Annotated in this window: 26 protein-coding genes; 21 read left to right on the top strand and 5 right to left on the bottom strand. The window is 40.1% G+C overall.

The genetic code is table 11. From position 1 onward, the window contains the following. Window positions 1–111: 111 nt before the first annotated feature. Window positions 112–456: a LapA family protein gene (locus tag PAN07_RS08435; protein WP_000913393.1), complete on the bottom strand. Its 345-nt coding sequence runs from the start codon at window positions 454–456 to the stop codon at window positions 112–114. 326 nt (window positions 457–782) lie between these two features. On the opposite strand from PAN07_RS08435, the gene PAN07_RS08440 reads away from it, so the two are divergent. The 3 genes from PAN07_RS08440 (at window position 783) to manA (ending at window position 3756) form a co-directional block, all read left to right on the top strand. Then, the gene (locus tag PAN07_RS08440) at window positions 783–1043 is read left to right on the top strand and encodes a SemiSWEET family transporter (protein WP_001291472.1); all 261 of its coding nucleotides are present in this window, start codon (window positions 783–785) and stop codon (window positions 1041–1043) included. Between the two features lie 208 nt (window positions 1044–1251). Next, on the top strand, window positions 1252–2691 hold the full coding sequence (locus PAN07_RS08445; RefSeq protein WP_000136868.1) for a 6-phospho-beta-glucosidase: 1440 nt from the start codon (window positions 1252–1254) through the stop codon (window positions 2689–2691). A gap of 120 nt (window positions 2692–2811) precedes the next feature. Then, on the top strand, window positions 2812–3756 hold the full coding sequence (gene manA / locus PAN07_RS08450; RefSeq protein WP_261043416.1) for a mannose-6-phosphate isomerase, class I: 945 nt from the start codon (window positions 2812–2814) through the stop codon (window positions 3754–3756). Between the two features lie 40 nt (window positions 3757–3796). Here manA and PAN07_RS08455 read toward each other — a convergent pair whose 3' ends face one another. Next, entirely contained in the window at window positions 3797–5137 is a 1341-nt protein-coding gene (locus PAN07_RS08455; RefSeq protein WP_269797690.1) for a sodium-dependent transporter, read from the bottom strand. 234 nt (window positions 5138–5371) lie between these two features. Here PAN07_RS08455 and PAN07_RS08460 point away from each other — a divergent pair, with 234 nt between their 5' ends. After that, window positions 5372–6112, top strand: coding sequence for a MerR family transcriptional regulator (locus PAN07_RS08460; RefSeq protein WP_269797691.1), 741 nt, complete (start codon window positions 5372–5374; stop codon window positions 6110–6112). A 41-nt stretch (window positions 6113–6153) separates the two neighbouring features. Here the strand turns inward: PAN07_RS08460 and PAN07_RS08465 are convergent, their stop codons facing one another. From PAN07_RS08465 to PAN07_RS08475, 3 genes are read right to left on the bottom strand one after another with little or no spacing between them, the layout of a single operon-like run. Continuing rightward, the gene (locus PAN07_RS08465; RefSeq protein WP_269797692.1) at window positions 6154–6675 is read right to left on the bottom strand and encodes a DUF1697 domain-containing protein; all 522 of its coding nucleotides are present in this window, start codon (window positions 6673–6675) and stop codon (window positions 6154–6156) included. A 48-nt stretch (window positions 6676–6723) separates the two neighbouring features. Next, the gene (locus PAN07_RS08470) at window positions 6724–7896 is read right to left on the bottom strand and encodes an NAD(P)/FAD-dependent oxidoreductase (RefSeq protein ID WP_269797693.1); all 1173 of its coding nucleotides are present in this window, start codon (window positions 7894–7896) and stop codon (window positions 6724–6726) included. A 57-nt stretch (window positions 7897–7953) separates the two neighbouring features. Continuing rightward, window positions 7954–8799, bottom strand: coding sequence for a DegV family protein (locus PAN07_RS08475; protein ID WP_269797694.1), 846 nt, complete (start codon window positions 8797–8799; stop codon window positions 7954–7956). Between the two features lie 124 nt (window positions 8800–8923). Between PAN07_RS08475 and PAN07_RS08480 the strand changes: the two genes are divergently transcribed. The 17 genes from PAN07_RS08480 to PAN07_RS08560 all read left to right on the top strand — a co-directional run bounded on the left by PAN07_RS08480 (window position 8924) and on the right by PAN07_RS08560 (window position 25239). Further along, window positions 8924–9481, top strand: a complete 558-nt coding sequence (locus PAN07_RS08480; RefSeq protein ID WP_000004135.1) for a TetR/AcrR family transcriptional regulator — start codon at window positions 8924–8926, stop codon at window positions 9479–9481. Between the two features lie 18 nt (window positions 9482–9499). Then, entirely contained in the window at window positions 9500–9967 is a 468-nt protein-coding gene (locus PAN07_RS08485) for a cytidine/deoxycytidylate deaminase family protein (RefSeq protein WP_000136976.1), read from the top strand. A gap of 88 nt (window positions 9968–10055) precedes the next feature. Further along, window positions 10056–10685 carry a uracil phosphoribosyltransferase gene (gene upp / locus PAN07_RS08490; protein ID WP_000515974.1) on the top strand — a complete coding sequence of 210 codons (630 nt, stop codon included), beginning with the start codon at window positions 10056–10058 and terminating at the stop codon, window positions 10683–10685. A 172-nt stretch (window positions 10686–10857) separates the two neighbouring features. Continuing rightward, entirely contained in the window at window positions 10858–11448 is a 591-nt protein-coding gene (clpP, locus tag PAN07_RS08495; protein WP_000613475.1) for an ATP-dependent Clp protease proteolytic subunit ClpP, read from the top strand. A gap of 78 nt (window positions 11449–11526) precedes the next feature. Beyond that, a complete protein-coding gene (locus PAN07_RS08500; protein ID WP_000462118.1) occupies window positions 11527–11814 on the top strand; it encodes a YlbG family protein in 288 nt (95 codons plus the stop codon). A gap of 67 nt (window positions 11815–11881) precedes the next feature. Beyond that, window positions 11882–13042 carry an ABC transporter substrate-binding protein gene (locus tag PAN07_RS08505; protein ID WP_000726121.1) on the top strand — a complete coding sequence of 387 codons (1161 nt, stop codon included), beginning with the start codon at window positions 11882–11884 and terminating at the stop codon, window positions 13040–13042. Between the two features lie 222 nt (window positions 13043–13264). Then, on the top strand, window positions 13265–14134 hold the full coding sequence (locus tag PAN07_RS08510) for a branched-chain amino acid ABC transporter permease (protein WP_000941427.1): 870 nt from the start codon (window positions 13265–13267) through the stop codon (window positions 14132–14134). Between the two features lie 3 nt (window positions 14135–14137). Then, complete coding sequence (locus PAN07_RS08515; RefSeq protein ID WP_000662290.1) at window positions 14138–15094, top strand: branched-chain amino acid ABC transporter permease; 957 nt, start codon at window positions 14138–14140, stop codon at window positions 15092–15094. Continuing rightward, window positions 15094–15858 carry an ABC transporter ATP-binding protein gene (locus PAN07_RS08520; RefSeq protein ID WP_001185997.1) on the top strand — a complete coding sequence of 255 codons (765 nt, stop codon included), beginning with the start codon at window positions 15094–15096 and terminating at the stop codon, window positions 15856–15858. Before PAN07_RS08515 ends, PAN07_RS08520 begins: the two co-directional genes overlap by 1 nt. Further along, on the top strand, window positions 15858–16568 hold the full coding sequence (locus tag PAN07_RS08525) for an ABC transporter ATP-binding protein (protein ID WP_000062200.1): 711 nt from the start codon (window positions 15858–15860) through the stop codon (window positions 16566–16568). Before PAN07_RS08520 ends, PAN07_RS08525 begins: the two co-directional genes overlap by 1 nt. Before the next feature lie 303 nt (window positions 16569–16871). Further along, the gene (locus PAN07_RS08530; protein WP_269797695.1) at window positions 16872–17543 is read left to right on the top strand and encodes a CBS domain-containing protein; all 672 of its coding nucleotides are present in this window, start codon (window positions 16872–16874) and stop codon (window positions 17541–17543) included. 108 nt (window positions 17544–17651) lie between these two features. Further along, a protein-coding gene (gene prfB, locus PAN07_RS08535; protein WP_125386088.1) for a peptide chain release factor 2 occupies window positions 17652–18747 on the top strand; the annotation gives its coding sequence in 2 pieces (ribosomal slippage) (window positions 17652–17723 and window positions 17725–18747; 1095 coding nt in all). A gap of 17 nt (window positions 18748–18764) precedes the next feature. Further along, a complete protein-coding gene (gene ftsE / locus PAN07_RS08540; RefSeq protein WP_094753549.1) occupies window positions 18765–19457 on the top strand; it encodes a cell division ATP-binding protein FtsE in 693 nt (230 codons plus the stop codon). Next, window positions 19450–20376, top strand: coding sequence for a permease-like cell division protein FtsX (gene ftsX, locus PAN07_RS08545; protein ID WP_049552615.1), 927 nt, complete (start codon window positions 19450–19452; stop codon window positions 20374–20376). Before ftsE ends, ftsX begins: the two co-directional genes overlap by 8 nt. 179 nt (window positions 20377–20555) lie before the next feature. Next, window positions 20556–22736, top strand: coding sequence for a PTS transporter subunit IIBC (locus tag PAN07_RS08550; protein ID WP_269797696.1), 2181 nt, complete (start codon window positions 20556–20558; stop codon window positions 22734–22736). Between the two features lie 51 nt (window positions 22737–22787). Next, a complete protein-coding gene (locus tag PAN07_RS08555) occupies window positions 22788–23603 on the top strand; it encodes an endonuclease/exonuclease/phosphatase family protein (protein ID WP_115904785.1) in 816 nt (271 codons plus the stop codon). A gap of 292 nt (window positions 23604–23895) precedes the next feature. Further along, complete coding sequence (locus tag PAN07_RS08560; protein ID WP_269797697.1) at window positions 23896–25239, top strand: DEAD/DEAH box helicase; 1344 nt, start codon at window positions 23896–23898, stop codon at window positions 25237–25239. The last annotated feature ends 115 nt before the right edge of the window (window positions 25240–25354 follow it).

Here is a 25354-nt window from a genome sequence, read left to right on the forward strand (position 1 = left end):
GATCGGAGCAATTCGATCTTTTTTGTATTTATGCGACTTTCAGTCCGTCTCGCTCCGTTAGGTGCGAGACAAAAAACCACCCGTTTTCACGGGTGGTTATGATTTCTACACTTATTGTTTGGCTTCCTGTTTTAATTGTTGCACCTGTTCCTCGTACTGGACAAGCTCCCTGTCTTTTATATTGATAGTCGCTTCTGCTTCAGCAATGCGGCTTCTCAGATCTTGAGTCTTGTTATGGTGATAGCTAATACCAATAGCACTACCAGCAATGATCCCGATTACTAGACAAGTAAAAATCACCAAAATCAAGGGAGCAGATAGTTGTGTAAAGACAAGACTGACAGTTACTGTTTGACGATTGAGTAGACCAAATGAGATCACAATGACTAATAAGCTCAAACCGCCAATTAGATAAGCCTTATCTTTCAGTGACAATTCATTAAATTTTTTTAGCATAAGTTCCTTTTCTCCTGACTATGTTGATAGAAAACTACACACCATTTAGGTATTAACAAAATTCATTTTACTAGAAAATTTCGATACTGTCAATAATTTCTAACGGCTTATTTACCATCAATCAATCGATTCATTGAAAAGGAGTATTCATTTTCTAATATTTGATTGAGTAAACAGAACGGAGCAATTCGGTCTTTTTTCTGTTCCCTCTTTCTTATAACAAGATTGTGATAGTTTATATCTTTATAACAAAAGTTTTAAAGACTTGATTGTTTTGAAAGAATATTTTAAAATAAGATTCAGTAAAAATGAAAGAGGTTTTGAAAATGTCTGAAAAACAAATGAAAATTTTAGGTTGGGTAGCGACCTTTATGTCTGTTATGATGTATGTGTCTTACTTCCCACAAATCATGAACAATCTGGCTGGTCAAAAAGGAAATTTCATCCAGCCCTTGGTTGCTGCCATCAACTGTAGTCTCTGGGTTTACTACGGTCTTTTCAAAAAAGAAAGAGATATCCCCCTTGCAGCAGCTAATGCACCAGGTATTATTTTTGGCCTAGTGACGGTTATTACAGCTTTGATTTAAAAGGAACAGAGGAGACTAGTTTTCAGTCTTCTTTTTTGTTTCAGGGGAGGCTATTTACTTTTTCTAGAGGATAATTTTTTAAAAAACAATCTGATAAACTTAAATAGTAGAATAGTATCAGTATGTCACAGTATTTTATAAGAAAAGGTTTACAGAATAAGTTATAATATAAGTAAATGAACAAGCAAATAAGAAAGTGAGTAGAGTTATGACCGAAAAACTGACTTTTCCGGATGGTTTCTTGTGGGGCGGAGCGACAGCTGCCAACCAGTGTGAGGGTGCTTATAATTTAGAAGGTCGTGGATTGGCGAATGTGGATGTCGTCCCCATCGGTCCAGATCGTGAAGCCATTATCACAGGTCAGAAAAAGATGTTTTCGTTTGAGGAGGGCTATTTTTACCCAGCCAAGCAAGCTATTGATATGTACCATCATTACAAGGAAGATATTGCCCTTTTTGCGGAAATGGGCTTTAAGACTTATCGTCTATCCATTGCTTGGACTCGGATTTTTCCTAAGGGCGACGAAACAGTGCCAAATGAAGCTGGTCTAGCCTTTTATGAGGATTTATTTAAGGAGTGCCACAAGTATGGTATCCAACCTCTGGTGACTATCACTCATTTCGACTGTCCTATGCACTTGATTACAGAGTACGGTGGTTGGCGCAATCGTCGGATGTTAGACTTCTATGAAAAACTTTGTCGCACACTCTTTACCCGCTATAAGGGTTTGGTCAAATATTGGCTTACCTTCAACGAAATCAACATGATTCTCCATGCCCCCTTTATGGGAGCTGGGCTCTGTTTTGAAGAAGGAGAAAATCAAGAACTGGTTAAATATCAGGCTGCACACTATGAGTTGGTAGCTTCAGCTCTTGCGACAAAGATTGCCCACGAAATTGACCCAGAAAATAAGGTGGGATGTATGTTGGCTGCAGGGCAATACTATCCTAACACAGCCCATCCAAGAGACTACTGGGCAGCCATGGAGGAAGACCGCAAGAGTTACTTCTTCATTGATGTTCAAGCGCGTGGGGAATACCCAAACTACGCCAAGAAGCAGTGGGAGCGTGAGCGAATCGAGATTCAAATGACTGCAGAAGATTTAGAGTTGTTGAAGGACAATACTGTTGACTTTGTTTCCTTCTCTTACTATGCAAGTCTAGTAGCCTCAGGTGATCCAGAAGTTAAAGAATTAACTGCTGGAAATATCTTTGCCTCTCTCAAAAATCCTTATCTTGAATCCTCAGAATGGGGATGGCAGATTGACCCACTTGGTCTTCGTATCACCCTCAATGCTATCTGGGATCGTTACCAAAAGCCAATGTTCATCGTGGAAAACGGTCTAGGTGCTATGGATACACCGGATGAGAATGGTCATGTAGCAGATGACTATCGGATTGCTTACTTAGAGGCTCATATCAAGGCCATGCGAGATGCCATTTACCAAGATGGCGTTGACTTGCTTGGTTATACGACTTGGGGCTGTATCGATCTGGTTTCAGCTGGAACAGGCGAAATGAACAAGCGCTATGGCTTTATCTATGTAGATCGAGATAATGCTGGTCATGGAAGCCTCAAACGTAGCAAGAAGAAATCCTTCTACTGGTACAAGGATGTCATTGCCAGCAATGGTGCAAGCATTGAGTAGAGCACATTTGTTCACTATTTTTATAAAATCTTCTCCCTACTTTATAATATGTGAAAAAGAGTTCAATTAGATGGAGCTTTTTGCTATAATGAGGGGAGAAAAATCAGACAGGAGATCGACATGTCAGAACCATTATTTTTACAATCAGTTATGCAAGAAAAAATCTGGGGTGGAACCAAGCTACGTGATGAGTTTGGTTACGACATCCCAAGTGAAAAAATCGGAGAATATTGGGCCATCTCAGCCCATCCAAATGGAGTCTCTAAAGTTGCCAATGGACGCTACCAGGGAACAGACCTCGCTACTTTGTATGCGGAACATCGTGAATTGTTTGGCAATCGTCCTGAGCCTGTATTTCCACTTTTGACTAAGATTCTGGATGCCAACGACTGGCTCAGCGTCCAAGTTCACCCAGATGATGCTTATGGACTGGAGCATGAAGGCGAACTCGGAAAAACAGAATGCTGGTACATCATCGCTGCGGATGAAGGTTCAGAGATTATCTACGGTCACAATGCCAAGTCAAAAGAAGAACTCCGCCAGCAAATAGAGGATAAGAACTGGGATGATTTGTTGACCAAAGTCCCTGTTAAGGCTGGAGATTTCTTCTATGTACCAAGTGGCACCATGCATGCTATCGGTGCAGGTATCTTAATTCTTGAAACCCAACAATCTAGTGACACCACCTATCGCGTCTATGACTTTGACCGTAAGGATGATAATGGCAACTTACGTGAACTTCACCTTGAAAAATCTATCGATGTTTTAAACATTGGTGAGCCTGCAAATAGCCGTCCTGTAACTGTTAAAGCAGATGATTTACGTTCAACTCTCCTTGTATCCAATGATTTCTTTGCAGTTTACAAGTGGGAGATTACTGGAAAAGTTGACTTCGAAAAGACAGCTGACTACAGCTTATTGAGTGTCTTAGCTGGTCAAGGTCAGCTTACTGTTGACGGGAAAAACTATCCAATCCAAAAAGGTAGCCACTTTATCCTACCAAGTGATGTTGAAGCTTGGACTCTGGAAGGACAAGATTTGGAATTGATTATTAGCCATCCATAAAAAAGAAAGGACCTGAGTTTACTACTCAAGTCCTTTTTGATTACATAAATTGGGCGATGAAGACCACGATGATGATGATTGGAATGATGAAACGAAGAAGGAAGAGCCAGACTTGGAACAGTCCCTGTTTCCATGCTGTTTCATCAAGATGCAGCTCCTCCATAGCAAGTGTCTTCTTAAAGATGTAGCCAGTAAAGAGTGAAAGGCAGAGAGCTCCAAATGGCATAAGGAGATTGGAAACCAAGAAGTCCATAGCATCAAAGAAGGTCTTTCCAAAGATGTGAACATCCGCCATGACACCGTAAGATAGGGCTGAAGGAATTCCAAAGACAAAGGTCAAGATTCCTAAAATAGCACTCCATTTAGCACGCTTACTGTTGTCCTGGTTGGTGATATTGCCCACATTGATTTCCAGCATAACAACGGAAGAAGTGACCGTCGCAAAGAGGAAGAGCAAGAGGAAGAGGATGTAGAAAATGGTTCCAAAAGGCATCTTGTCAAAGAGTTGAGGCAAGACGATAAAGAGCAGGCTAGGTCCCCCTTCAGACTGGATATTGAAGGCTGACATAGCAGGGAAAATGGCTAGACCTGCCATGATGGACACCGAGATGTTCATTGCTACGATAGAAATTCCTGACTGGACTAGATTGGTTTTCTTGTCCAAATAAGAAGCATAGGTCAGCATGGCTGTAACCCCTAGTGAGAGGGCAAAGAAAGATTGTCCCAGAGCATAGAGGAGACCAGCACTTGTCAGCTTAGAGAAGTCTGGTTTGAGGAAGTAAAGAACCCCTTCCATGGCATTTGGCAAACTGAGAGAGCGCCCAATGATGACAACAAAGATGATAAAGAGCAGGGGCATCATGACCTTAGAAGCTCTTTCAATCCCTTTTTGAACCCCACGTGATACAATAAAGATATTCAATAGGATAAAGACCGCTTGTGCCCCTAGGGCAATGGCTGGATTTGAAATGATGGAAGTAAATAACTGAGCATAATCCCCCGTTCCACCAATTTGGAACAATTTTCCAAACTCAATGCCTAGATAGACTAGAATCCATCCTCCAATAACACTGTAGAAAGATAAGAGGATAAAGAGGGCAAAGGCACCAATCCAACCGATAAAGTTGTACTTACTATTCTTGCCTAGTTTTCCAAAGGTTTTGATAGCTGAGACACCAGCGCTTCGGCCGAGGGCAAATTCAGCTAGCAAAAGGGGAAAACCGATTAGAATAGTGGAGATGAGAAAGACTAGTAAAAAGCCTCCTCCACCGTTAGCAGCAGTCATATAAGGAAATTTCCAAACGGCTCCAAGTCCGATGGCTGAACCAGCAGATGCTAGGATAAAGCCCAGTTTAGAACCCCATTGCGATTTTTCAGACATAGTTAAACTCCTAAAATTAGTATTACAAAAGAAAAAGCTACTGCCCTTGGCAAATAGCCTCATAAGTACTCAAGATGAGCCTTTCTTTTGATTGATAGACTTGACTATCCTATCATGTTTTCTAAGGTCTGTCAAGAAAACCATTTTCATGTTATGATAAAGTAAAAAATTTCGCAAAAACGCTTGACTCTGACCTAAGGGGAGGGGTTATACTATCATTGTAAGGAGGAAATCATGTACCATATAAAAGAAGCTGCGCAGCTTTCGGGCGTCTCTGTCAAGACCCTACACCACTACGACAAGATAGGACTCTTAGTTCCTTTAAAGTCGGAAAACGGCTATCGAACCTACAGTCAGGAGGATTTGGAACGCCTTCAGGTCATTCTTTATTACAAGTATCTAGGTTTTTCTTTAGAAAAGATAGCAGAGCTATTAAAGGAAGAAAGGACAGATTTATTGCCTCATTTGACCAGGCAGTTGGACTATTTGACTCGAGAAAGGGAACATCTGGATACCTTGATTTCAACCTTGCAGAAAACCATTCAAGAACAAAAAGGAGAAAGAGAAATGAGCATTCAAGAGAAATTTGCTGGATTTAACTACCAAGACCATCAAAAATACCACCAAGAGGCGGTAGAGAAATATGGACAAGAAGTCATGGACCAAGCGCTGGAGCGCCAGAAAGGTCACGAAGACGAGGCTACAGCTGCCTTCAACCAAGTTTTTCAAGCTTTGGCACAAAATCTTCAAGCTGGTCTACCTGTAACAGCAACTGAAAATCAAGAAGAAGCTGCTAAACTCTTGCAAGCCATCCGTACTTATGGATTTGATTGTACTATTGAAGTATTCGGTTATATCGGTAAAGGCTACGTTTATAACCCAGAGTTTAAGGAAAACATTGACAAATTTGGACCTGGAACAGCCCAGTACACATCAGATGTGATTGCTCATTATGTCCAAACTCAGACAAAATAAAATCGGAGGAGTATTCTTCCGATTTTTACTAAATTCAAGCACTACTTGCTTAATAATTTTTCTACTACATTTAGTTTTCGCATGGTCAAATCCACATTGAAAAGCTTTTCAAGATAGTTAGTACTGAGCTTTTTTCGTTTTGCAGTTCTAGGGAGATAGAGGTAGAGACAGTGGTTACCGACACAAATTTCTTCTTCGCTGTAATCAATTTTTAATTTTTCTAAAGGAAGACTTTGAATAGGTTCTTGATAAAAAATCACGTGTACACGGTCATAAAGATAGTGTTCTCCAAACGGATTTTCTTGGACAATGTTTTTAAAAATATCCTTATTCTTAATGATTATTTTGAGATCGGCTTCAATCTTTTCCTTTATTAGAGTATGAACCTGTTCTCGTATTTCTTCGAGAGCTAAGTTACTTTCAAGAATAATATTTCCACTTTGAATATAAGTTCGAACTTGTTGAAAACCAGCTTCTGTCAAGATATCTACTAGATAAGACATTTTAGGGATAGCATTTTTTCCATTAGGAGTCACTCCCCTTAGCAAGATAATATGTTCCAAAGTAGTTCCTTTCTTTTGGGGCGGATTGTTCCGTTTAGTAATGTATATTTAGATTGGGTTTGCTCCTGCCACCCAGCCGGTACAGAGGGCAGAAGTGATGTTAAAGCCACCAGTGTGGGCATTGATATCTAGTACCTCGCCAGCAAAGTGGAGTCCAGGTACCAGCTTACTTTCTAGAGTTTTGGGATTGATTTCCTTGAGACTGACGCCCCCTTTGGTAACAAAGGACTTGGAAAGGGACATTTTGCCAGTCACAGGGATTTTGAGAGCCTTGATAGACTGGAGAAGTTGTTCACGTTCCTTTTCAGTCAGTTGTTTGACTTTTTCAGGATAGCCTTGCACAAAAAATTCTGCCAAGCGTTCTGGGAGCAAGGTTTTTAAGGCATTTTTTAGAGATTTTTCCCGATTTTCTTCTAGAAATGTAGCCAAGTCTTTCTCAGAAAGTTGAGGTAGAACATCCAGTGAGAGAACCTCCCCACCCTTTACAAAGCTAGACATACGCAGAGCAGCAGGGCCTGACAAACCAAAGTGGGTAAAAAGCAGATCGTGAGTGATGACATGCTTGCCATAACTTAGGGTCACATCATCCAGAGAAATCCCTTGTAAGGCCTTATGTGGAAAATCCGTCAATAATGGACTTTCAGCAGCCTCAAGTTCGGTAATGGTGTGTTTAAAATGACGGGCAATCTCATGTCCAAAACCAGTCGAACCAGTGGAAGGATAGGATTTTCCACCAGTTGTGACAATCAGTTTATCACAAGTGAAATTTTGGTCTGCGGACTTCAGGACAAACTGGTCATCCACCTTTTTAACCGAAACAATCTCGGTTTGAGTAGCAACTTGACCACCTAGCTCAGTGATTTTCTTTTCCAAGGCATCGATAATGGTTCGAGACTTGTCACTAGCAGGAAAGACGCGCCCGTGGTCTTCGACTTTAAGTTTAACCCCATTTTCCGTAAAAAAGTTAATGATATCATGGTTATCAAATTGGGAGAAGACACTGTAGAGAAAGCGCCCATTTCCAGGGATGCCAGCTAGCAGGTCGTCCAAGCTACCATTGTTGGTCACATTGCAACGTCCACCACCAGTCCCAGCTAATTTTTTTCCAAGTTTCCGATTTTTTTCGATAAGGAGGGTTTTCTGTCCATAAAAGCTACTGGAAATCGTAGCCATCATACCAGCAGGTCCTCCACCGATGACAATAGTATCAAAATGTTTCATAGCTCTATTGTACCACAAAAAAACAAGAGATGAAGTCACCTCTTGTCAAGAATGCAATTAATCAATTTCATATCCCATCAGCAAACCACCATCTTCTGCATAAAAACTGCAGAGACCAGATGTTGGGAGAATTTTAATATCCGCCTGTGGGAAATTTTCGCGGATTCGCTCTGAGAGCTGTTGGCAACATTTCTCGTTATTGCGTTGGGCCATGACAATACGGCCACCAGCATATCCAGCTTTTATTAACTCCTCATAGGCTGCCTGAATCGATTTCTGTGGTCCTCTTGCTTTTTGTAGCAATTCGAGGGTTCCGGTTTCACTAGCTTCTCCGACCATACGGATGTTGAGAAGCCCAACGACCGTACCGATAAGTTTGCTCAAACGGCCGTTTTTTACCAAGTTATCGACTTTGGCTAGAACAAAGAGCAACTTGGTTTTTTCTTGATAGGCAGTGATAGCTTCAACCACTTCTTCAAAAGATAAGCCTTGGTCAATCAAGTCATTTAACTTTTCTACGAGTAAGTCAACTTCCCCGCCAGCAGACAAACTATCAATTACATGAATCTTAGTGTCAGGATGATCTTCCAGATAAATATTCTTGGCCAGTTGAGCACTATTGTGACTGCCAGAAAGAGTACCTGTGATAGTTACTAGGAAAATGTTTTTGGCTCCTTCAAATGCTCGCAAATAGTCATCTGGACTTGGACAAGCTGATTTTGAAGCTTCTGCAGTGGCATACATGGTTTCCATCATTTGGTCAATGTCAAGACTGGCATCATCAACAAAGACCTGATCAGCTACTTGAATGGTTAAGGGCACACTTACAAAGGTCGTGTCAATAGCTGGTCTTGCCAGCTGACGATAATCACAACCAGAGTCAGCAATAATCTTCCAAGTCATAGAAATTCTCCATCTTTGTCAGTTATACATTGACAAAGGTTCTGTCTTTTTTTACAATTATATCATGAAATCCCTTGAAACAAAAGCCTCATCCGTCTGTTGTGACAAGTAGAAAGAAAATGTTATGTCTGAACGTAGAATCTCTGAAAAGTCTCTTGAAAATCTCAGAAAATCAAACCAAGAATCCAATTTATTAACTAGAGAAGCCATCGAAACAGCCCTCTTGCAACTCTTGGAAAAAAAGGACTTGACCAAGATTAGTATTTCTGAATTGGTCAAACGTGCAGGCGTTTCTCGTGCAGCCTTTTACCGTAATTATGATTCCAAAGAGGAGATTTTAGAAAGCGTCTTTAAACGAACTGTCCACAATATTATGGAACAGTTGCATCATTATGATTTAAAGACAGACCTTTATCTGGTCTGGGTTCACCTTTTCCGAGAGGCCAGAAAGGAAGCCAGAGTGATTCAATTGGCCTTGGATTACCATCTGGAAAAAATCTTTGTCCAAGCCATGCAGGAATTTTTAGAAAAATACCATGGGAAATCAAAAGGTGTCAGCTCTTATCTTCATTCCTTTTGGAGCTCGGCCATCGTTTCTGTCCTTCTAAAATGGATCAAGGATGGCATGAAGGTACCAGCTGAAAAGATTGCAGATTTAGGTTTACCATTTTTTAAAAAATAGAGAAAAAGGAGAAGAGATATGACTGAAAAAAGACTAGCATGGGATGAGTATTTTGCAGCCCAAGCCTTACTAATTGCCAATCGTTCCACTTGTAAACGTGCCAAAGTGGGCGCAATTTTGGTAAAGGATAATAAAGTTATTTCCACTGGTTATAATGGTTCGGTGTCAGGGACTGAGCATTGTATTGATCACGAATGTCTGGTCATCGAAGGTCACTGTGTTCGCACTCTTCACGCAGAGGTTAATGCCATTCTCCAAGGTGCAGAACGTGGGGTTCCCAAAGGCTTTACAGCCTATGTGACCCACTTTCCATGTCTAAACTGTACAAAACAATTGCTTCAGGTTGGTTGCAAGCGTGTGGTTTATATCAACCAGTACAGAATGGACGACTACGCCCAATACCTTTATCAAGAAAAAGGGACAGAATTGACTCATTTACCACTTGAGACAGTACAGACAGCTCTTAAAGAGGCTGATCTAATGTAAAAAATATCAAAAATAAATGGTTTAGAAAGATTTTTAAACCGTTTTTTGGTATAATAAGAAGAATAAATTGAAAGAAGGAATTCCAAAAATGGGAAAAATTGAAGTTATTAATCATCCACTGATTCAACACAAATTGTCAATCTTACGTCGTACAGATACTTCTACAAAAGCTTTCCGTGAGCTAGTAGATGAGATTGCAATGTTGATGGGATATGAAGTACTTCGTGATCTTCCACTAGAAGATGTGGAAATCGAAACACCAATCACAAAAACAGTTCAAAAACAATTGGCTGGTAAGAAATTGGCTATCGTTCCAATCTTGCGTGCAGGTATCGGGATGGTTGATGGACTTTTGAGCTTGGTTCCAGCTGCTAAAGTTGGCCACATCGGTATGTACCGTGATGAAGAAACGCTTCAACCAGTTGAGTACTTGGTGAAATTGCCTGAAGATATTGACCAACGTCAAATTTTTGTGGTAGACCCAATGTTGGCAACAGGTGGCTCAGCAATCTTGGCTGTTGATTCTCTTAAAAAACGTGGCGCATCAAATATCAAATTTGTCTGCCTTGTATCTGCTCCAGAAGGTGTTAAAGCCCTTCAAGAAGCTCATCCAGATGTAGAAATCTTTACAGCAGCCTTGGATGAACGCTTGAACGAACACGGTTATATCGTTCCAGGTCTTGGAGATGCTGGGGACCGCTTGTTCGGTACAAAATAAAATAAAAAAGAGATTGACTTGGAAAAGGATTTCCAGTCACGAAAGGAGGTTGAATTTTTGTTTCTGTCTAATGAAAACAGAGCAAAAATTTGACCTTTTTTGACCAAGATATTATAATAGTCTTATCTTCAGTCATTTGACCAATAAAATTAAAACTCAAAAGGAGAAATAAATGATTCCTGTAGTTATTGAACAAACAAGCCGTGGAGAACGTTCCTACGATATTTACTCACGTCTTCTTAAAGACCGCATCATTATGCTGACAGGCCCAGTTGAAGACAATATGGCCAACTCTGTTATTGCCCAGTTGCTTTTCTTGGATGCCCAAGATAGTACAAAGGATATTTACCTTTATGTCAATACACCTGGTGGTTCCGTTTCAGCTGGTTTGGCAATCGTTGATACCATGAACTTTATCAAGGCAGATGTCCAAACCATTGTTATGGGAATGGCAGCATCTATGGGGACGGTCATTGCATCAAGTGGAGCAAAAGGCAAACGTTTCATGCTTCCAAATGCAGAGTATATGATCCACCAACCAATGGGTGGTACAGGTGGAGGTACTCAGCAAACCGATATGGCGATCGCTGCAGAACACTTGCTTAAAACTCGTAATACCTTGGAAAAAATCTTGGCTGAAAATTCAGGTCAGTCAATCGAAAAAGTTCACGCAGATGCAGAACGCGATAACTGGATGAGTGCCCAAGAAACACTTGAATATGGCTTTATTGATGAAATCATGGCCAACAATTCATTGAATTAATGATCAAAGAAGGCAAACTCGACTGGGTTTGCTTTTTTTGGTATAATAGGGAGAGATTTCTTAGAAAGAGGATTTATCATGTTTGAAAAAGTCAATCGATCTGGCTTGATTATCTATCTTTACTATAATCGTGATGCCAAAAAATTGCAGGATTATGGAGATATTACCTATCATTCCAAGAAACATCGTTACTTACAACTCTATGTTCCAACTCAAGAAATGGAGCAATTGGTCGGGCGCTTGGGCAAGGAAAAGTTTATAAAAAAAGTCAGGGTTTGTCATATCCAAGAGCTGGAAACACCCTTTGTGGGCAATCTTCATCGAGAGGAAAACGTTATCATCGAAAAAGTTCAAGAAAAGTGTTGACAATTTTCTGATAATTCGGTATATTCTTAACATGCTATTTATTTAAGAAATAAGGAGACAAAAAAAGATGAAGAAAAAATTTGCCCTATCGTTTGTGGCGCTTGCAAGTGTAGCACTTCTTGCAGCCTGTGGAGAAGTGAAGTCTGGAGCGTCAAACGCTGCTGGTAACTCAGTAGAGGAAAAGACAATCAAAATTGGATTTAACTTCGAAGAAACTGGTGCCGTAGCTGCCTACGGAACATCTGAACAAAAAGGTGCCCAACTTGCCGTTGATGAAATCAATGCAGCAGGTGGTATCGACGGAAAACAAATCGAAGTAGTTGATAAAGATAATAAATCTGAAACTGCTGAGGCGGCTTCAGTAACAACTAACCTAGTAACCCAATCTAAGGTATCAGCAATCGTAGGACCTGCGACATCTGGTGCAACTGCAGCTGCTGTAGCTAACGCTACAAAAGCAGGTGTTCCATTGATTTCGCCAAGTGCGACTCAAGATGGATTGACTAAAGGTCAAGATTACCTCTTTATCGGAACATTCCAAGATAGCTTCCAAGGAAAAATTATCTCAAACTATGTTACTGAAAAATTAAACGCTAAGAAAGTTGTTCTTTACACTGACAATGCCAGCGACTATGCTAAAGGTATTGCTAAAGCCTTCCGTGAAGCTTACAAAGGTGAAATCGTTGCAGATGAAACTTTCGTAGCAGGTGACACAGACTTTCAAGCAGCCCTTACAAAAATGAAAGGGAAAGACTTTGATGCTATCATCGTCCCTGGTTACTACACTGAAGCTGGTAAAATTGTAAACCAAGCGCGTGGTATGGGAATTGATAAACCAATCGTTGGTGGTGATGGATTCAACGGTGAAGAGTTTGTACAACAAGCAACTGCTGAAAAAGCATCAAACATCTACTTTATCTCAGGCTTCTCAACTACTGTAGAAGTTTCAGCTAAAGCAAAAGCTTTCCTTGATGCTTACCGTGCTAAGTACAACGAAGAGCCTTCAACATTTGCAGCCTTGGCTTATGACTCAGTTCACCTTGTAGCAAACGCAGCAAAAGGTGCTAAAAACTCAGGTGAAATCAAGGATAACCTTGCTAAAACAAAAGATTTTGAAGGTGTAACTGGTCAAACAAGCTTCGATGCAGACCACAACACAGTCAAAACTGCTTACATGATGACCATGAACAATGGTAAGGTTGAAGCAGCAGAAGTTGTAAAACCATAATAGAAAAATGTTGAAATAGGGAATGAGCCTCGGACTCACTCCCTGTTTCGATGTTTAATACTCTTTGAAAATCAAATTCAAACTGCGTCAACGTCGCCTTGCCGTACTCAAGTACAGCCTGCGGCTAGTTTCCTAGTTTGCTCTTTGATTTTCATTGAGTATAAGAACCTATCAAAAAGTGAGGGAAAACCCTCAAAATTATATATAGAAAGAGTGAATCTTATGCTCCAACAACTAGTAAATGGTTTGATTCTAGGTAGTGTTTATGCGCTGTTAGCCCTAGGATATACCATGGTTTACGGAATTATCAAGCTCATCAACTTCGCCCACGGTGATATTTATATGATGGGAGCCTTTATCGGTTATTTCTTGATTAATTCTTTCCAAATGAATTTCTTTGTAGCTCTTATTGTAGCTATGTTAGCGACAGCCATTCTTGGTGTCGTGATTGAGTTCCTTGCTTACCGACCTTTGCGTCACTCTACTCGTATTGCTGTTTTGATTACAGCTATTGGGGTTTCTTTCCTATTGGAATATGGGATGGTCTATCTGGTTGGTGCTAATACCCGTGCCTTCCCTCAAGCGATTCAAACAGTTCGCTATGATTTGGGACCAGTTAGCCTAACAAACGTGCAGTTAATGATTTTGGCCATTTCCTTGATTTTGATGATTTTGTTACAAGTCATTGTCCAAAAGACTAAGATGGGGAAAGCCATGCGTGCAGTATCCGTAGATAGCGATGCAGCGCAATTGATGGGGATCAATGTAAACCGTACTATCAGCTTTACCTTCGCTTTGGGGTCAGCTCTTGCGGGTGCGGCTGGTGTTCTGATTGCCCTTTATTATAACTCTCTTGAGCCTTTGATGGGGGTTACTCCAGGTCTTAAGTCTTTCGTTGCCGCAGTACTTGGTGGTATCGGAATTATTCCTGGTGCGGCTCTTGGTGGCTTTGTGATTGGTCTATTGGAAACCTTTGCGACAGCCTTTGGAATGTCAGACTTCCGTGATGCCATTGTTTATGGAATCCTGTTGTTGATCTTGATTGTCCGCCCAGCTGGTATCCTTGGTAAAAATGTGAAAGAGAAGGTGTAAACGATGAAAGAAAATTTAAAAGTTAATATTCTATGGTTACTCCTTTTGTTAGCTGGCTATGGCTTGATTAGTGTATTGGTTTCAGTTGGAGTACTAAACCTATTCTATGTACAGATTTTACAACAAATTGGAATTAATATTATTCTGGCTGTTGGTCTCAACTTAATCGTTGGTTTTTCAGGACAATTTTCACTTGGGCATGCTGGTTTCATGGCGATTGGTGCCTATGCCGCTGCTATTATTGGTTCTAAATCACCAACCTACGGTGCCTTCTTTGGAGCCATGCTTGTAGGGGCTTTACTTTCAGGAGCAGTTGCCTTGCTTGTCGGAATTCCAACCTTACGCTTGAAGGGGGATTATCTTGCGGTAGCGACTCTTGGGGTTTCTGAAATTATCCGTATCTTTATCATCAATGGTGGAAGCCTTACAAACGGTGCGGCAGGTATCTTGGGAATTCCAAACTTTACAACTTGGCAAATGGTTTACTTCTTTGTCGTGATTACAACCATTGCAACCTTGAACTTCTTGCGTAGTCCAATTGGTCGTTCAACCCTATCCGTTCGTGAGGATGAAATCGCTGCTGAGTCAGTTGGGGTTAATACGACTAAAATTAAAATCATCGCCTTTGTCTTTGGTGCTATTACTGCAAGTATTGCAGGGTCACTTCAGGCAGGATTTATCGGGTCTGTTGTACCGAAAGATTACACATTCATTAACTCAATCAACGTATTGATTATTGTTGTATTTGGTGGACTTGGTTCCATTACAGGTGCCATCGTTTCAGCTATTGTTCTTGGAATTTTGAATATGCTTCTCCAAGATGTTGCCAGCGTGCGTATGATTATTTACGCTTTGGCCTTGGTATTGGTAATGATTTTCAGACCAGGTGGACTCCTTGGAACATGGGAATTGAGCCTATCACGTTTCTTTAAAAAATCTAAGAAGGAGGAACAAAACTAATGGCATTACTTGAAGTAAAACAGTTAACCAAACATTTTGGCGGTCTAACAGCTGTTGGAGATGTGACTCTTGAATTGAACGAAGGGGAACTGGTTGGACTAATCGGTCCAAATGGAGCTGGGAAAACAACCCTTTTCAACCTCTTGACGGGTGTTTATGAACCAAGCGAGGGAACAGTAACACTAGATGGTCATCTTTTGAATGGAAAGTCACCATATAAGATTGCTTCTTTGGGACTTGGACGTACATTCCAAAATATCCGTCTCTTTAAAGATTTAACAGTTTTGGACAATGTTTTGATTGCTTTTGGCAATCATCACAAACAACATGTTTTTGCTAGTTTTTTGCGCTTACCAGCTTTTTACAAGAGTGAAAAAGAATTAAAAGCTAAAGCTTTGGAATTGCTTAAAATCTTTGATTTAGATGGTGATGCAGAAACTCTTGCTAAAAATCTTGCCTACGGACAACAACGTCGTTTGGAAATTGTTCGTGCCCTTGCTACGGAACCTAAAATTCTCTTTTTAGATGAACCAGCAGCAGGTATGAATCCACAGGAAACAGCAGAATTGACTGAGTTAATTCGTCGTATCAAAGATGAATTTAAGATTACGATCATGCTGATTGAACACGATATGAATCTGGTCATGGAAGTAACAGAACGTATCTACGTACTTGAATATGGTCGTTTGATTGCTCAGGGAACTCCAGACGAAATTAAGACCAATAAACGCGTTATCGAAGCTTATCTAGGAGGTGAAGCCTAATGTCTATGTTAAAAGTTGATAATCTTTCTGTGCATTACGGTATGATCCAAGCAGTCCGTGATGTAAGCTTTGAAGTGAATGAAGGAGAAGTCGTTTCCCTTATCGGTGCCAATGGTGCAGGTAAGACAACCATTCTCCGTACCTTGTCTGGTTTGGTTAGACCGAGTTCAGGAAAGATTGAATTTTTAGGTCAAGAAATCCAAAAAATGCCAGCTCAAAAAATCGTGGCAGGTGGTCTTTCACAAGTTCCAGAAGGACGCCACGTCTTCCCTGGCTTGACTGTTATGGAAAATCTAGAAATGGGAGCTTTCTTAAAGAAAAATCGTGAAGAAAATCAAGCTAACTTGAAGAAGGTTTTCTCACGCTTCCCACGTCTTGAAGAACGCAAGAACCAAGATGCAGCTACTCTTTCAGGGGGGGAACAACAAATGCTTGCCATGGGACGCGCTCTTATGTCAACACCAAAACTTCTTCTTTTAGATGAACCATCAATGGGACTTGCCCCAATCTTTATCCAAGAAATTTTTGATATCATTCAAGACATCCAGAAACAAGGAACAACCGTCCTCTTGATTGAACAAAATGCCAATAAAGCACTTGCAATCTCTGACCGAGGATACGTACTGGAAACAGGAAAAATCGTTCTATCAGGAACAGGAAAAGAACTCGCCTCATCAGAAGAAGTCAGAAAAGCATATCTAGGTGGCTAAAACAATCCAGTGGATTGTTTTAGTCGGCAGATGAAAATTACGAAGTAATCATCATTTCCAGTAGATTATTTTAGTTGACATATTTAGATTGCAAACAAATCTACATCTACACTGAAAGATGAATTTCTAATAATTGAAAAAATCGAATGAAACGTTTCTTACCTTCATTCAGGGAGCTCGATTTTAGAGCTCTTTTTGCTAGCTTATTCATACTTTTCTGAATTTTGAAAAAGAAATGTAAGCGTTTGATAGATTTGCAAAAAGATTGTATAATAGGGATAAGAATAGAAAAGGAGAAGTCTCATGGCAGTTAAAGATTTTATGACCCGTAAGGTAGTGTATATTAGTCCAGATACAACAGTATCTCATGCAGCGGATTTGATGAGAGAGCAAGGGTTGCACCGCTTGCCTGTTATCGAAAATGATCAATTAGTTGGTTTGGTAACTGAAGGAACCATTGCGCAAGCTAGTCCATCTAAAGCAACCAGTCTTTCTATCTATGAGATGAACTATCTTCTGAATAAGACTAAAGTAAAAGATGTCATGATTCGTGATGTTGTCACTGTCTCAGGCTATGCTAGTCTAGAAGATGCAACTTATTTGATGTTAAAAAACAAGATTGGTATTCTTCCTGTAGTAGATAACCATCAAGTCTATGGGGTTATTACGGACCGTGACGTTTTCCAAGCCTTTCTTGAAATTGCTGGTTATGGAGAAGAAGGGATTCGTGTTCGCTTTGTAACAGAAAATGAAGTTGGTGTTCTTGGAAAAATTGTTTCTCTAATTGTTGAAGAAAATTTGAATATCTCCCATACAGTAAATATTCCGCGTAAAGATGGTAAGGTCATTATCGAAGTTCAAATCGATGGATCAATTGATTTACCAGCCTTGAAAGAAAAATTTGAAGCAGAAAAATTTGAAGCAGAAAACATCCAAGTAGAAGAAATTACTCGTACTTCAGCAAAAGTCTTGTAAGAAGGGAAGCCGAAAGGCTTCTTTTTACGTGTAACAAGGGATTAGAGCAAAAGATGGAAAGAAATGATAGATTATGGTATAATAAAACGATATAAAAAAGGAGTATTTATGGACATTTCAGAAATTCGTCAGAAAATTGACGCAAATCGTGAAAAATTAGCTTCTTTCAGGGGGTCTCTTTGACCTCGAAGGTTTAGAGGAAGAGATTGCCATCTTGGAAAACAAGATGACAGAACCTGATTTTTGGAACGATAATATCGCGGCCCAAAAAACGTCGCAAGAATTAAATGAATTAAAAAATACCTACAATACCTTCCATAAAATGGAAGAGTTGCAGGATGAAGTTGAAATTTTATTAGACTTTTTGGCAGAAGACGAGTCAGTGCATGAAGAATTGGTTGCACAGTTATCAGAACTCGATAAAATGATGACCAGCTACGAGATGACCCTTCTCTTGTCAGAACCTTATGACCATAATAATGCGATTTTGGAAATCCATCCAGGATCCGGTGGTACTGAGGCTCAGGACTGGGGTGATATGTTGCTTCGTATGTACACTCGCTATGGAAATGCCAAAGGATTTAAAGTAGAAGTTTTGGATTACCAAGCAGGAGATGAGGCTGGTATTAAGTCAGTAACCCTATCATTTGAAGGACCCAATGCCTATGGTCTTCTCAAGTCAGAAATGGGGGTGCACCGTTTGGTGCGAATTTCACCATTTGACTCTGCTAAACGTCGCCATACTTCTTTCACATCTGTAGAAGTGATGCCAGAGTTGGATGATACCATTGAAGTGGAAATTCGGGAAGATGATATCAAGATGGATACCTTCCGTTCAGGTGGTGCTGGTGGACAAAACGTCAATAAGGTCTCAACAGGTGTACGTTTAACACATATTCCTACTGGGACTGTTGTCCAGTCAACGGTCGATCGTACCCAGTATGGAAATAGAGATCGTGCCATGAAGATGTTGCAGGCTAAGCTCTATCAAATGGAGCAAGAAAAGAAAGCAGCGGAAGTTGATTCCCTCAAGGGTGAGAAAAAGGAAATCACATGGGGAAGCCAAATCCGTTCATATGTTTTCACGCCTTATACTATGGTAAAAGATCATCGAACTAGCTTTGAAGTTGCGCAGGTAGATAAGGTTATGGATGGGGACCTAGATGGTTTTATCGATGCCTACCTCAAGTGGCGAATCAGCTAAGATAGAAAGGAACTCACATGTCAATCATTGAAATGAGAGATGTCGTCAAAAAGTATGATAATGGAACGACAGCTTTGCGAGGTGTCTCAGTCACTGTTGAACCCGGGGAATTTGCCTATATCGTAGGTCCGTCAGGAGCTGGGAAGTCAACATTTATTAGAGCTTTGTACCGCGAAGTAAAAATCGAAAAAGGAAGCTTAACTGTTGCTGGTTTTAATCTGGTTAGAATTAAAAAGAAAGATGTCCCTCTCCTACGTCGTAGTGTTGGGGTTGTCTTCCAAGATTATAAACTGTTACCAAAGAAAACCGTTTATGAAAATATTGCTTATGCAATGGAAGTTATTGGTGAGAGCCGCCGTAATATCAAAAAACGTGTTATGGAAGTTTTAGACTTGGTTGGATTGAAGCATAAGGTTCGTTCTTTCCCAAATGAACTTTCAGGGGGAGAACAGCAACGGATTGCAATTGCACGTGCCATTGTAAACAATCCAAAAGTATTGATTGCGGACGAACCAACAGGAAACTTGGACCCAGATAATTCATGGGAAATTATGAACTTGCTGGAACGCATCAATCTCCAAGGTACAACTGTCTTGATGGCTACCCACAACAGTCAGATTGTAAATACCTTGCGCCACCGTGTCATTGCCATTGAAAATGGCCGTGTCGTTCGTGACGAAGCTAAAGGAGAATATGGATACGATGATTAGTAGATTTTTTCGTCATTTATTTGAATCATTAAAAAGTTTAAAACGAAATGGCTGGATGACAGTAGCTGCTGTCAGTTCAGTTATGATTACTTTGACCTTGGTTGCAATATTTGCATCTGTTATCTTTAATACTGCTAAACTAGCTACAGATATTGAAAATAATGTTCGAGTAATGGTATACATTCGTAAGGACGTAGCTGATAATAGTGAGACGATTGAAAAAGAAGGTCAAACTGTTACAAATAACGACTACCATAAGGTATATGATGCTTTGAAAAGTATGTCAACTGTTAAAAGTGTTACGTTTTCAAGTAAAGAAGAACAATATGAAAAGTTGACAGAAACAATGGGGGACAACTGGAAAATCTTTGAAGGCGATGCCAACCCTCTCTATGATGCATATATCGTTGATACCAATACACCAAGTGATGTAAAGACAGTAGCAGAAGAGGCTAAAAAAATCGAGGGTGTATCAGAAGTTCAAGATGGTGGTGCTAATACAGAACGCTTGTTTAAGTTAGCCTCATTTATTCGTGTCTGGGGACTAGTTATCGCGGGATTATTGATTTTCATTGCAGTGTTCTTGATTTCTAATACTATACGTATCACCATCATTTCACGAAGCCGTGAAATTCAAATCATGCGTTTAGTAGGTGCTAAGAATGGCTATATCCGCGGGCCTTTCTTGCTTGAAGGTGCCTTCATTGGTTTGCTTGGAGCAACACTTCCATCAGTTTTGGTATTTATTGTCTATAAAATGGTTTACCAATCGGTTAATAAGTCATTGGTTGGTCAGAACCTTTCGATGATATCACCAGAAATATTCAGTCCACTGATGATTGCTCTATTATTTGTGATTGGAATTTTTATCGGTTCAATCGGATCAGGAATTTCAATGCGCCGATTCCTGAAAATCTAAAATAGAAGTATATTTGAGGAGGTTTTAATATCTCCTTTTTTTCTACAAAAATTTTAGAAAAAGTCTACTTTTTTTTATAAAAGCCTTTACAAAAAAAATTAAAGTGGTATAATTAATACATAGTTAAGTGCAAACGTTTTCGTAAAACGTTTGCCTAAATAAAAATAAAGGAGATTTGAATGATGAAAGATACATTCAAAAATGTCTTGTCTTTCGAGTTTTGGCAAAAATTCGGTAAGGCTTTGATGGTGGTTATCGCGGTTATGCCGGCTGCTGGTTTGATGATTTCAATCGGTAAGTCTATCGTAATGATTAACCCAACTTTTGCACCACTTGTAGTTACTGGTGGAATTCTTGAGCAAATTGGTTGGGGGGTTATCGGTAACCTTCACATTTTGTTTGCCCTAGCAATTGGAGGAAGCTGGGCTAAAGAACGTGCTGGTGGTGCTTTCGCCGCTGGTCTTGCCTTCATCTTGATTAACCGTATCACTGGTACAATCTTTGGTGTATCAGGAGATATGTTGAAAAATCCAGATGCTATGGTCACAACTCTCTTTGGTGGTTCAATCAAAGTTGCTGATTACTTCATCAGTGTTCTTGAAGCTCCAGCATTGAACATGGGTGTGTTTGTAGGGATTATCTCAGGTTTTGTAGGGGCAACTGCTTACAATAAATACTACAACTTCCGTAAACTTCCTGATGCACTTTCATTCTTCAACGGGAAACGTTTCGTACCATTTGTAGTTATTCTTCGTTCAGCAATCGCTGCAATTCTACTTGCTGCCTTCTGGCCAGTAGTTCAAACAGGTATCAATAGCTTTGGTATCTGGATTGCCAACTCACAAGAAACTGCTCCAATCCTTGCACCATTCTTGTATGGTACTTTGGAACGTTTGCTCTTGCCATTTGGTCTTCACCATATGTTGACTATCCCAATGAACTACACAGCTCTTGGTGGTACTTATGACATTTTAACTGGTGCAGCTAAAGGTACTCAAGTATTTGGTCAAGACCCACTATGGCTTGCATGGGTAACAGACCTTGTTAACCTTAAAGGTACAGATGCAAGTCACTACCAACAATTGTTAGATACTGTTCACCCAGCTCGTTTCAAAGTTGGACAAATGATCGGTTCATTCGGTATCTTGATGGGTATGATCGTTGCTATCTACCGTAATGTCGATGCTGATAAGAAACATCAATATAAAGGTATGATGATTGCGACAGCTCTTGCAACATTCTTGACAGGGGTTACTGAACCAATCGAATACATGTTCATGTTTGTAGCAACACCTATGTATCTTGTTTACTCACTTGTTCAAGGTGCTGCCTTCGCTATGGCTGACGTAGTAAACCTACGTGTCCACTCATTCGGTTCAATTGAATTCTTGACTCGTACACCACTAGCAATTAATGCTGGTATTGGTATGGATATCGTTAACTTTATCTGGGTAACTGTTCTCTTTGCCGTAATCATGTACTTTATCGCAAACTTCATGATTCAAAAATTCAACTACGCAACTCCAGGACGTAACGGAAATTACGAAACTGCTGAAGGTTCAGAAGAAGCTAGCAGCGAAGTGAAAGTTGCAGCAGGTTCTCAAGCTGTAAATATTATCAACCTTCTTGGTGGACGTGCAAACATCGTTGATGTTGATGCATGTATGACTCGTCTTCGTGTAACTGTAAAAGATGCTGACAAAGTCGGTGATGCAGAACAATGGAAAGCAGAAGGAGCTATGGGTCTTGTCATGAAAGGACAAGGAGTTCAAGCTATCTACGGTCCAAAAGCGGACGTATTGAAATCTGATATCCAAGATATCCTTGATTCAGGTGAAATCATTCCTGAAACTCTTCCAACTCAAATGACAGAAGCGCAACAAAACACTGTTCAATTCAAAGGTCTTACTGAGGAAGTTTACTCAGTAGCTGACGGACAAGTTGTTGCTTTGGAACAAGTAAAAGATCCAGTATTTGCTCAAAAAATGATGGGTGACGGATTTGCTGTAGAACCTGCAAATGGAAACATTGTATCTCCAGTTTCAGGTACTGTATCAAGCATCTTCCCTACAAAACATGCTCTTGGTCTTGTGACTGAAGCGGGTCTTGAAGTACTTGTTCACATTGGTTTGGACACAGTAAGTCTTGAAGGAAAACCATTTACTGTTCATGTAGCTGAAGGGCAAAAAGTTGCAGCAGGTGATCTTCTTGTCACAGCTGACTTGGATGCTATCCGTGCAGCAGGTCGTGAAACTTCAACAGTGGTTGTCTTCACAAATGCTGAAGCTATTAAATCAGTTAAATTAGAACAAACAGGTTCTCTTGCAGCTAAAACAGCAGTTGCTAAAGTAGAATTGTAATACACTTGAGGTTGGAAGCTGTTTTCCAACCTCTTGTTTTAGGAGAAAAGCATGAAATTTTTAACACTCAATACTCATAGCTGGATGGAAAAAGAAGCCGAGGAAAAATTCCAGCTTTTGCTTGAAGATATTCTTGATAAAGATTATGATTTGATTTGTTTCCAAGAAATCAATCAGGTAATCACCTCGCCTAAGGTAGAAGTTAATGATCTCTATCAAGCTTTACCAGCAGCTGAGCCGATTCATAAAGATCATTATGTTAGACTTTTGGTTGAAAAGTTGTCAGAGCAAGGGAAAGATTACTACTGGACTTGGGCCTATAACCATATTGGTTATGACCGCTACCATGAAGGTGTGGCTATCTTGTCTAAAACACCTATTGAAGCAAGAGAAATTTTGGTTTCAGATGTGGATGATCCAACAGACTATCATACTCGCCGTGTCGCTCTAGCTGAAACTGTAGTCGATGGTAATGAACTTGCAGTTGCCAGTGTCCACCTTTCTTGGTGGGATAAAGGTTTCCAAGAAGAATGGGCACGATTTGAGGCTGTCTTGAAAGAATTGAACAAGCCACTTTTGCTTGCTGGAGATTTCAACAATCCAGCAGGTCAGGAAGGCTACCAAGCTATTTTAGCTAGTCCATTAGGCTTACAAGACGCATTTGAAGTTGCTAAAGAGAAAAGTGGTAGCTATACTGTTCCACCAGAAATTGATGGCTGGAAGGGGAACACAGAACCCCTTCGAATCGACTATGTTTTTACTACCAAAGAGTTAGCGGTGGAAAATTTACATGTCGTATTTGATGGCAACAAGAGTCCACAAGTTAGTGATCACTATGGCTTGAGTGCTATTTTAAACTGGAAATAATAACTGATACTCTTTGAAAATCAAATTCAAACCACGTCAACGTCGCCTTGCCGTATAGATGTTACTGACTTCGTCAGTTCTATCTGCAACCTCAAAACACTGTTTTGAGCAACCTGCGGCTAGTTTCCTAGTTTGCTCTTTGATTTTCATTGAGTATGAAAAGAGGTTGGAATCATGAAATTCCAGCCTTTTTCTGACTAGAGATGCTACTGGAAATAGCTTAAATAAGTGAAGCTACTGAAATAGAATAAAATATGGTATAATTGATAAGATAGATAGAATCGAGGATATTATGTCATTTACGAAATTTAAATTTAAAAACTATATTAGAGAAGCCTTGGAGGAGTTAAAATTTACAACTCCAACAGAGGTGCAAGATAAGTTGATTCCGATTGTTTTGGCAGGTCGTGACCTAGTCGGTGAATCAAAAACAGGTTCAGGTAAGACTCATACATTCTTGTTACCGATTTTCCAGCAACTAGATGAAGCTAGTGATAGTGTACAGGCGGTGATTACGGCACCGAGCCGTGAGTTGGCTACTCAGATTTACCAAGCAGCTCGTCAGATTGCAGCCCACTCAGAGGTGGAAGTTCGTGTGGTTAATTATGTGGGGGGGACAGATAAGGCTCGCCAGATTGAGAAATTAGCAAGTAACCAACCTCATATTGTTATTGGTACGCCAGGCCGTATCTATGACTTGGTTAAATCTGGTGATTTAGCTATTCACAAGGCCAAGACCTTTGTGGTCGATGAGGCAGATATGACCTTGGATATGGGATTTTTAGAAACTGTTGATAAGATTGCTGGTAGCCTTCCAAAAGACCTACAATTCATGGTCTTCTCAGCGACTATCCCACAAAAGTTGCAACCATTCTTGAAAAAATACTTATCAAATCCTGTTATGGAGAAAATCAAGACCAAAACGGTCATTTCTGATACCATTGATAATTGGTTGATTTCGACCAAAGGCCGAGATAAGAATGCTCAAATTTACCAGTTGACTCAGTTGATGCAACCATATTTAGCAATGATTTTTGTTAACACTAAAACGCGTGCAGATGAATTGCATTCATATCTGACTGCTCAAGGTTTGAAAGTTGCCAAGATTCATGGAGATATTGCCCCTCGTGAGCGCAAGCGTATCATGAATCAGGTGAAAAATCTGGATTTTGAGTATATTGTCGCAACCGACTTGGCGGCGCGTGGGATTGATATTGAAGGTGTTAGTCATGTCATCAATGATGCCATTCCGCAAGACTTATCCTTCTTCGTGCACCGTGTTGGTCGAACTGGACGAAATGGCCTACCAGGTACAGCTATTACCCTTTATCAGCCAAGTGATGACTCGGATATCCGTGAGTTGGAGAAATTGGGAATCAAGTTTACTCCTAAGATGGTCAAAGACGGGGAATTTCAAGATACTTATGACCGTGATCGTCGTGCCAACCGTGAGAAAAAACAAGATAAACTTGATATCGAAATGATTGGTTTGGTTAAAAAGAAAAAGAAAAAAGTCAAACCAGGTTATAAGAAAAAAATTAAATGGGCGGTTGATGAAAAACGCCGCAAGACCAAGCGCGCTGAAAATCGTGCTCGCGGTCGTGCAGAGCGTAAAGCAAAACGCCAAACATTTTAATAGAAAAAGTTGGAGTACTGAGCTCCAATTTTTTTTTATTTATGAGAACGAACTATCTAAACAGAAACACTACATTAAAGACTGCAAATTGCGCTAAAAAATGGTATAATGATAG

This window comes from Streptococcus sp. SM5 (genome assembly GCF_027497975.1).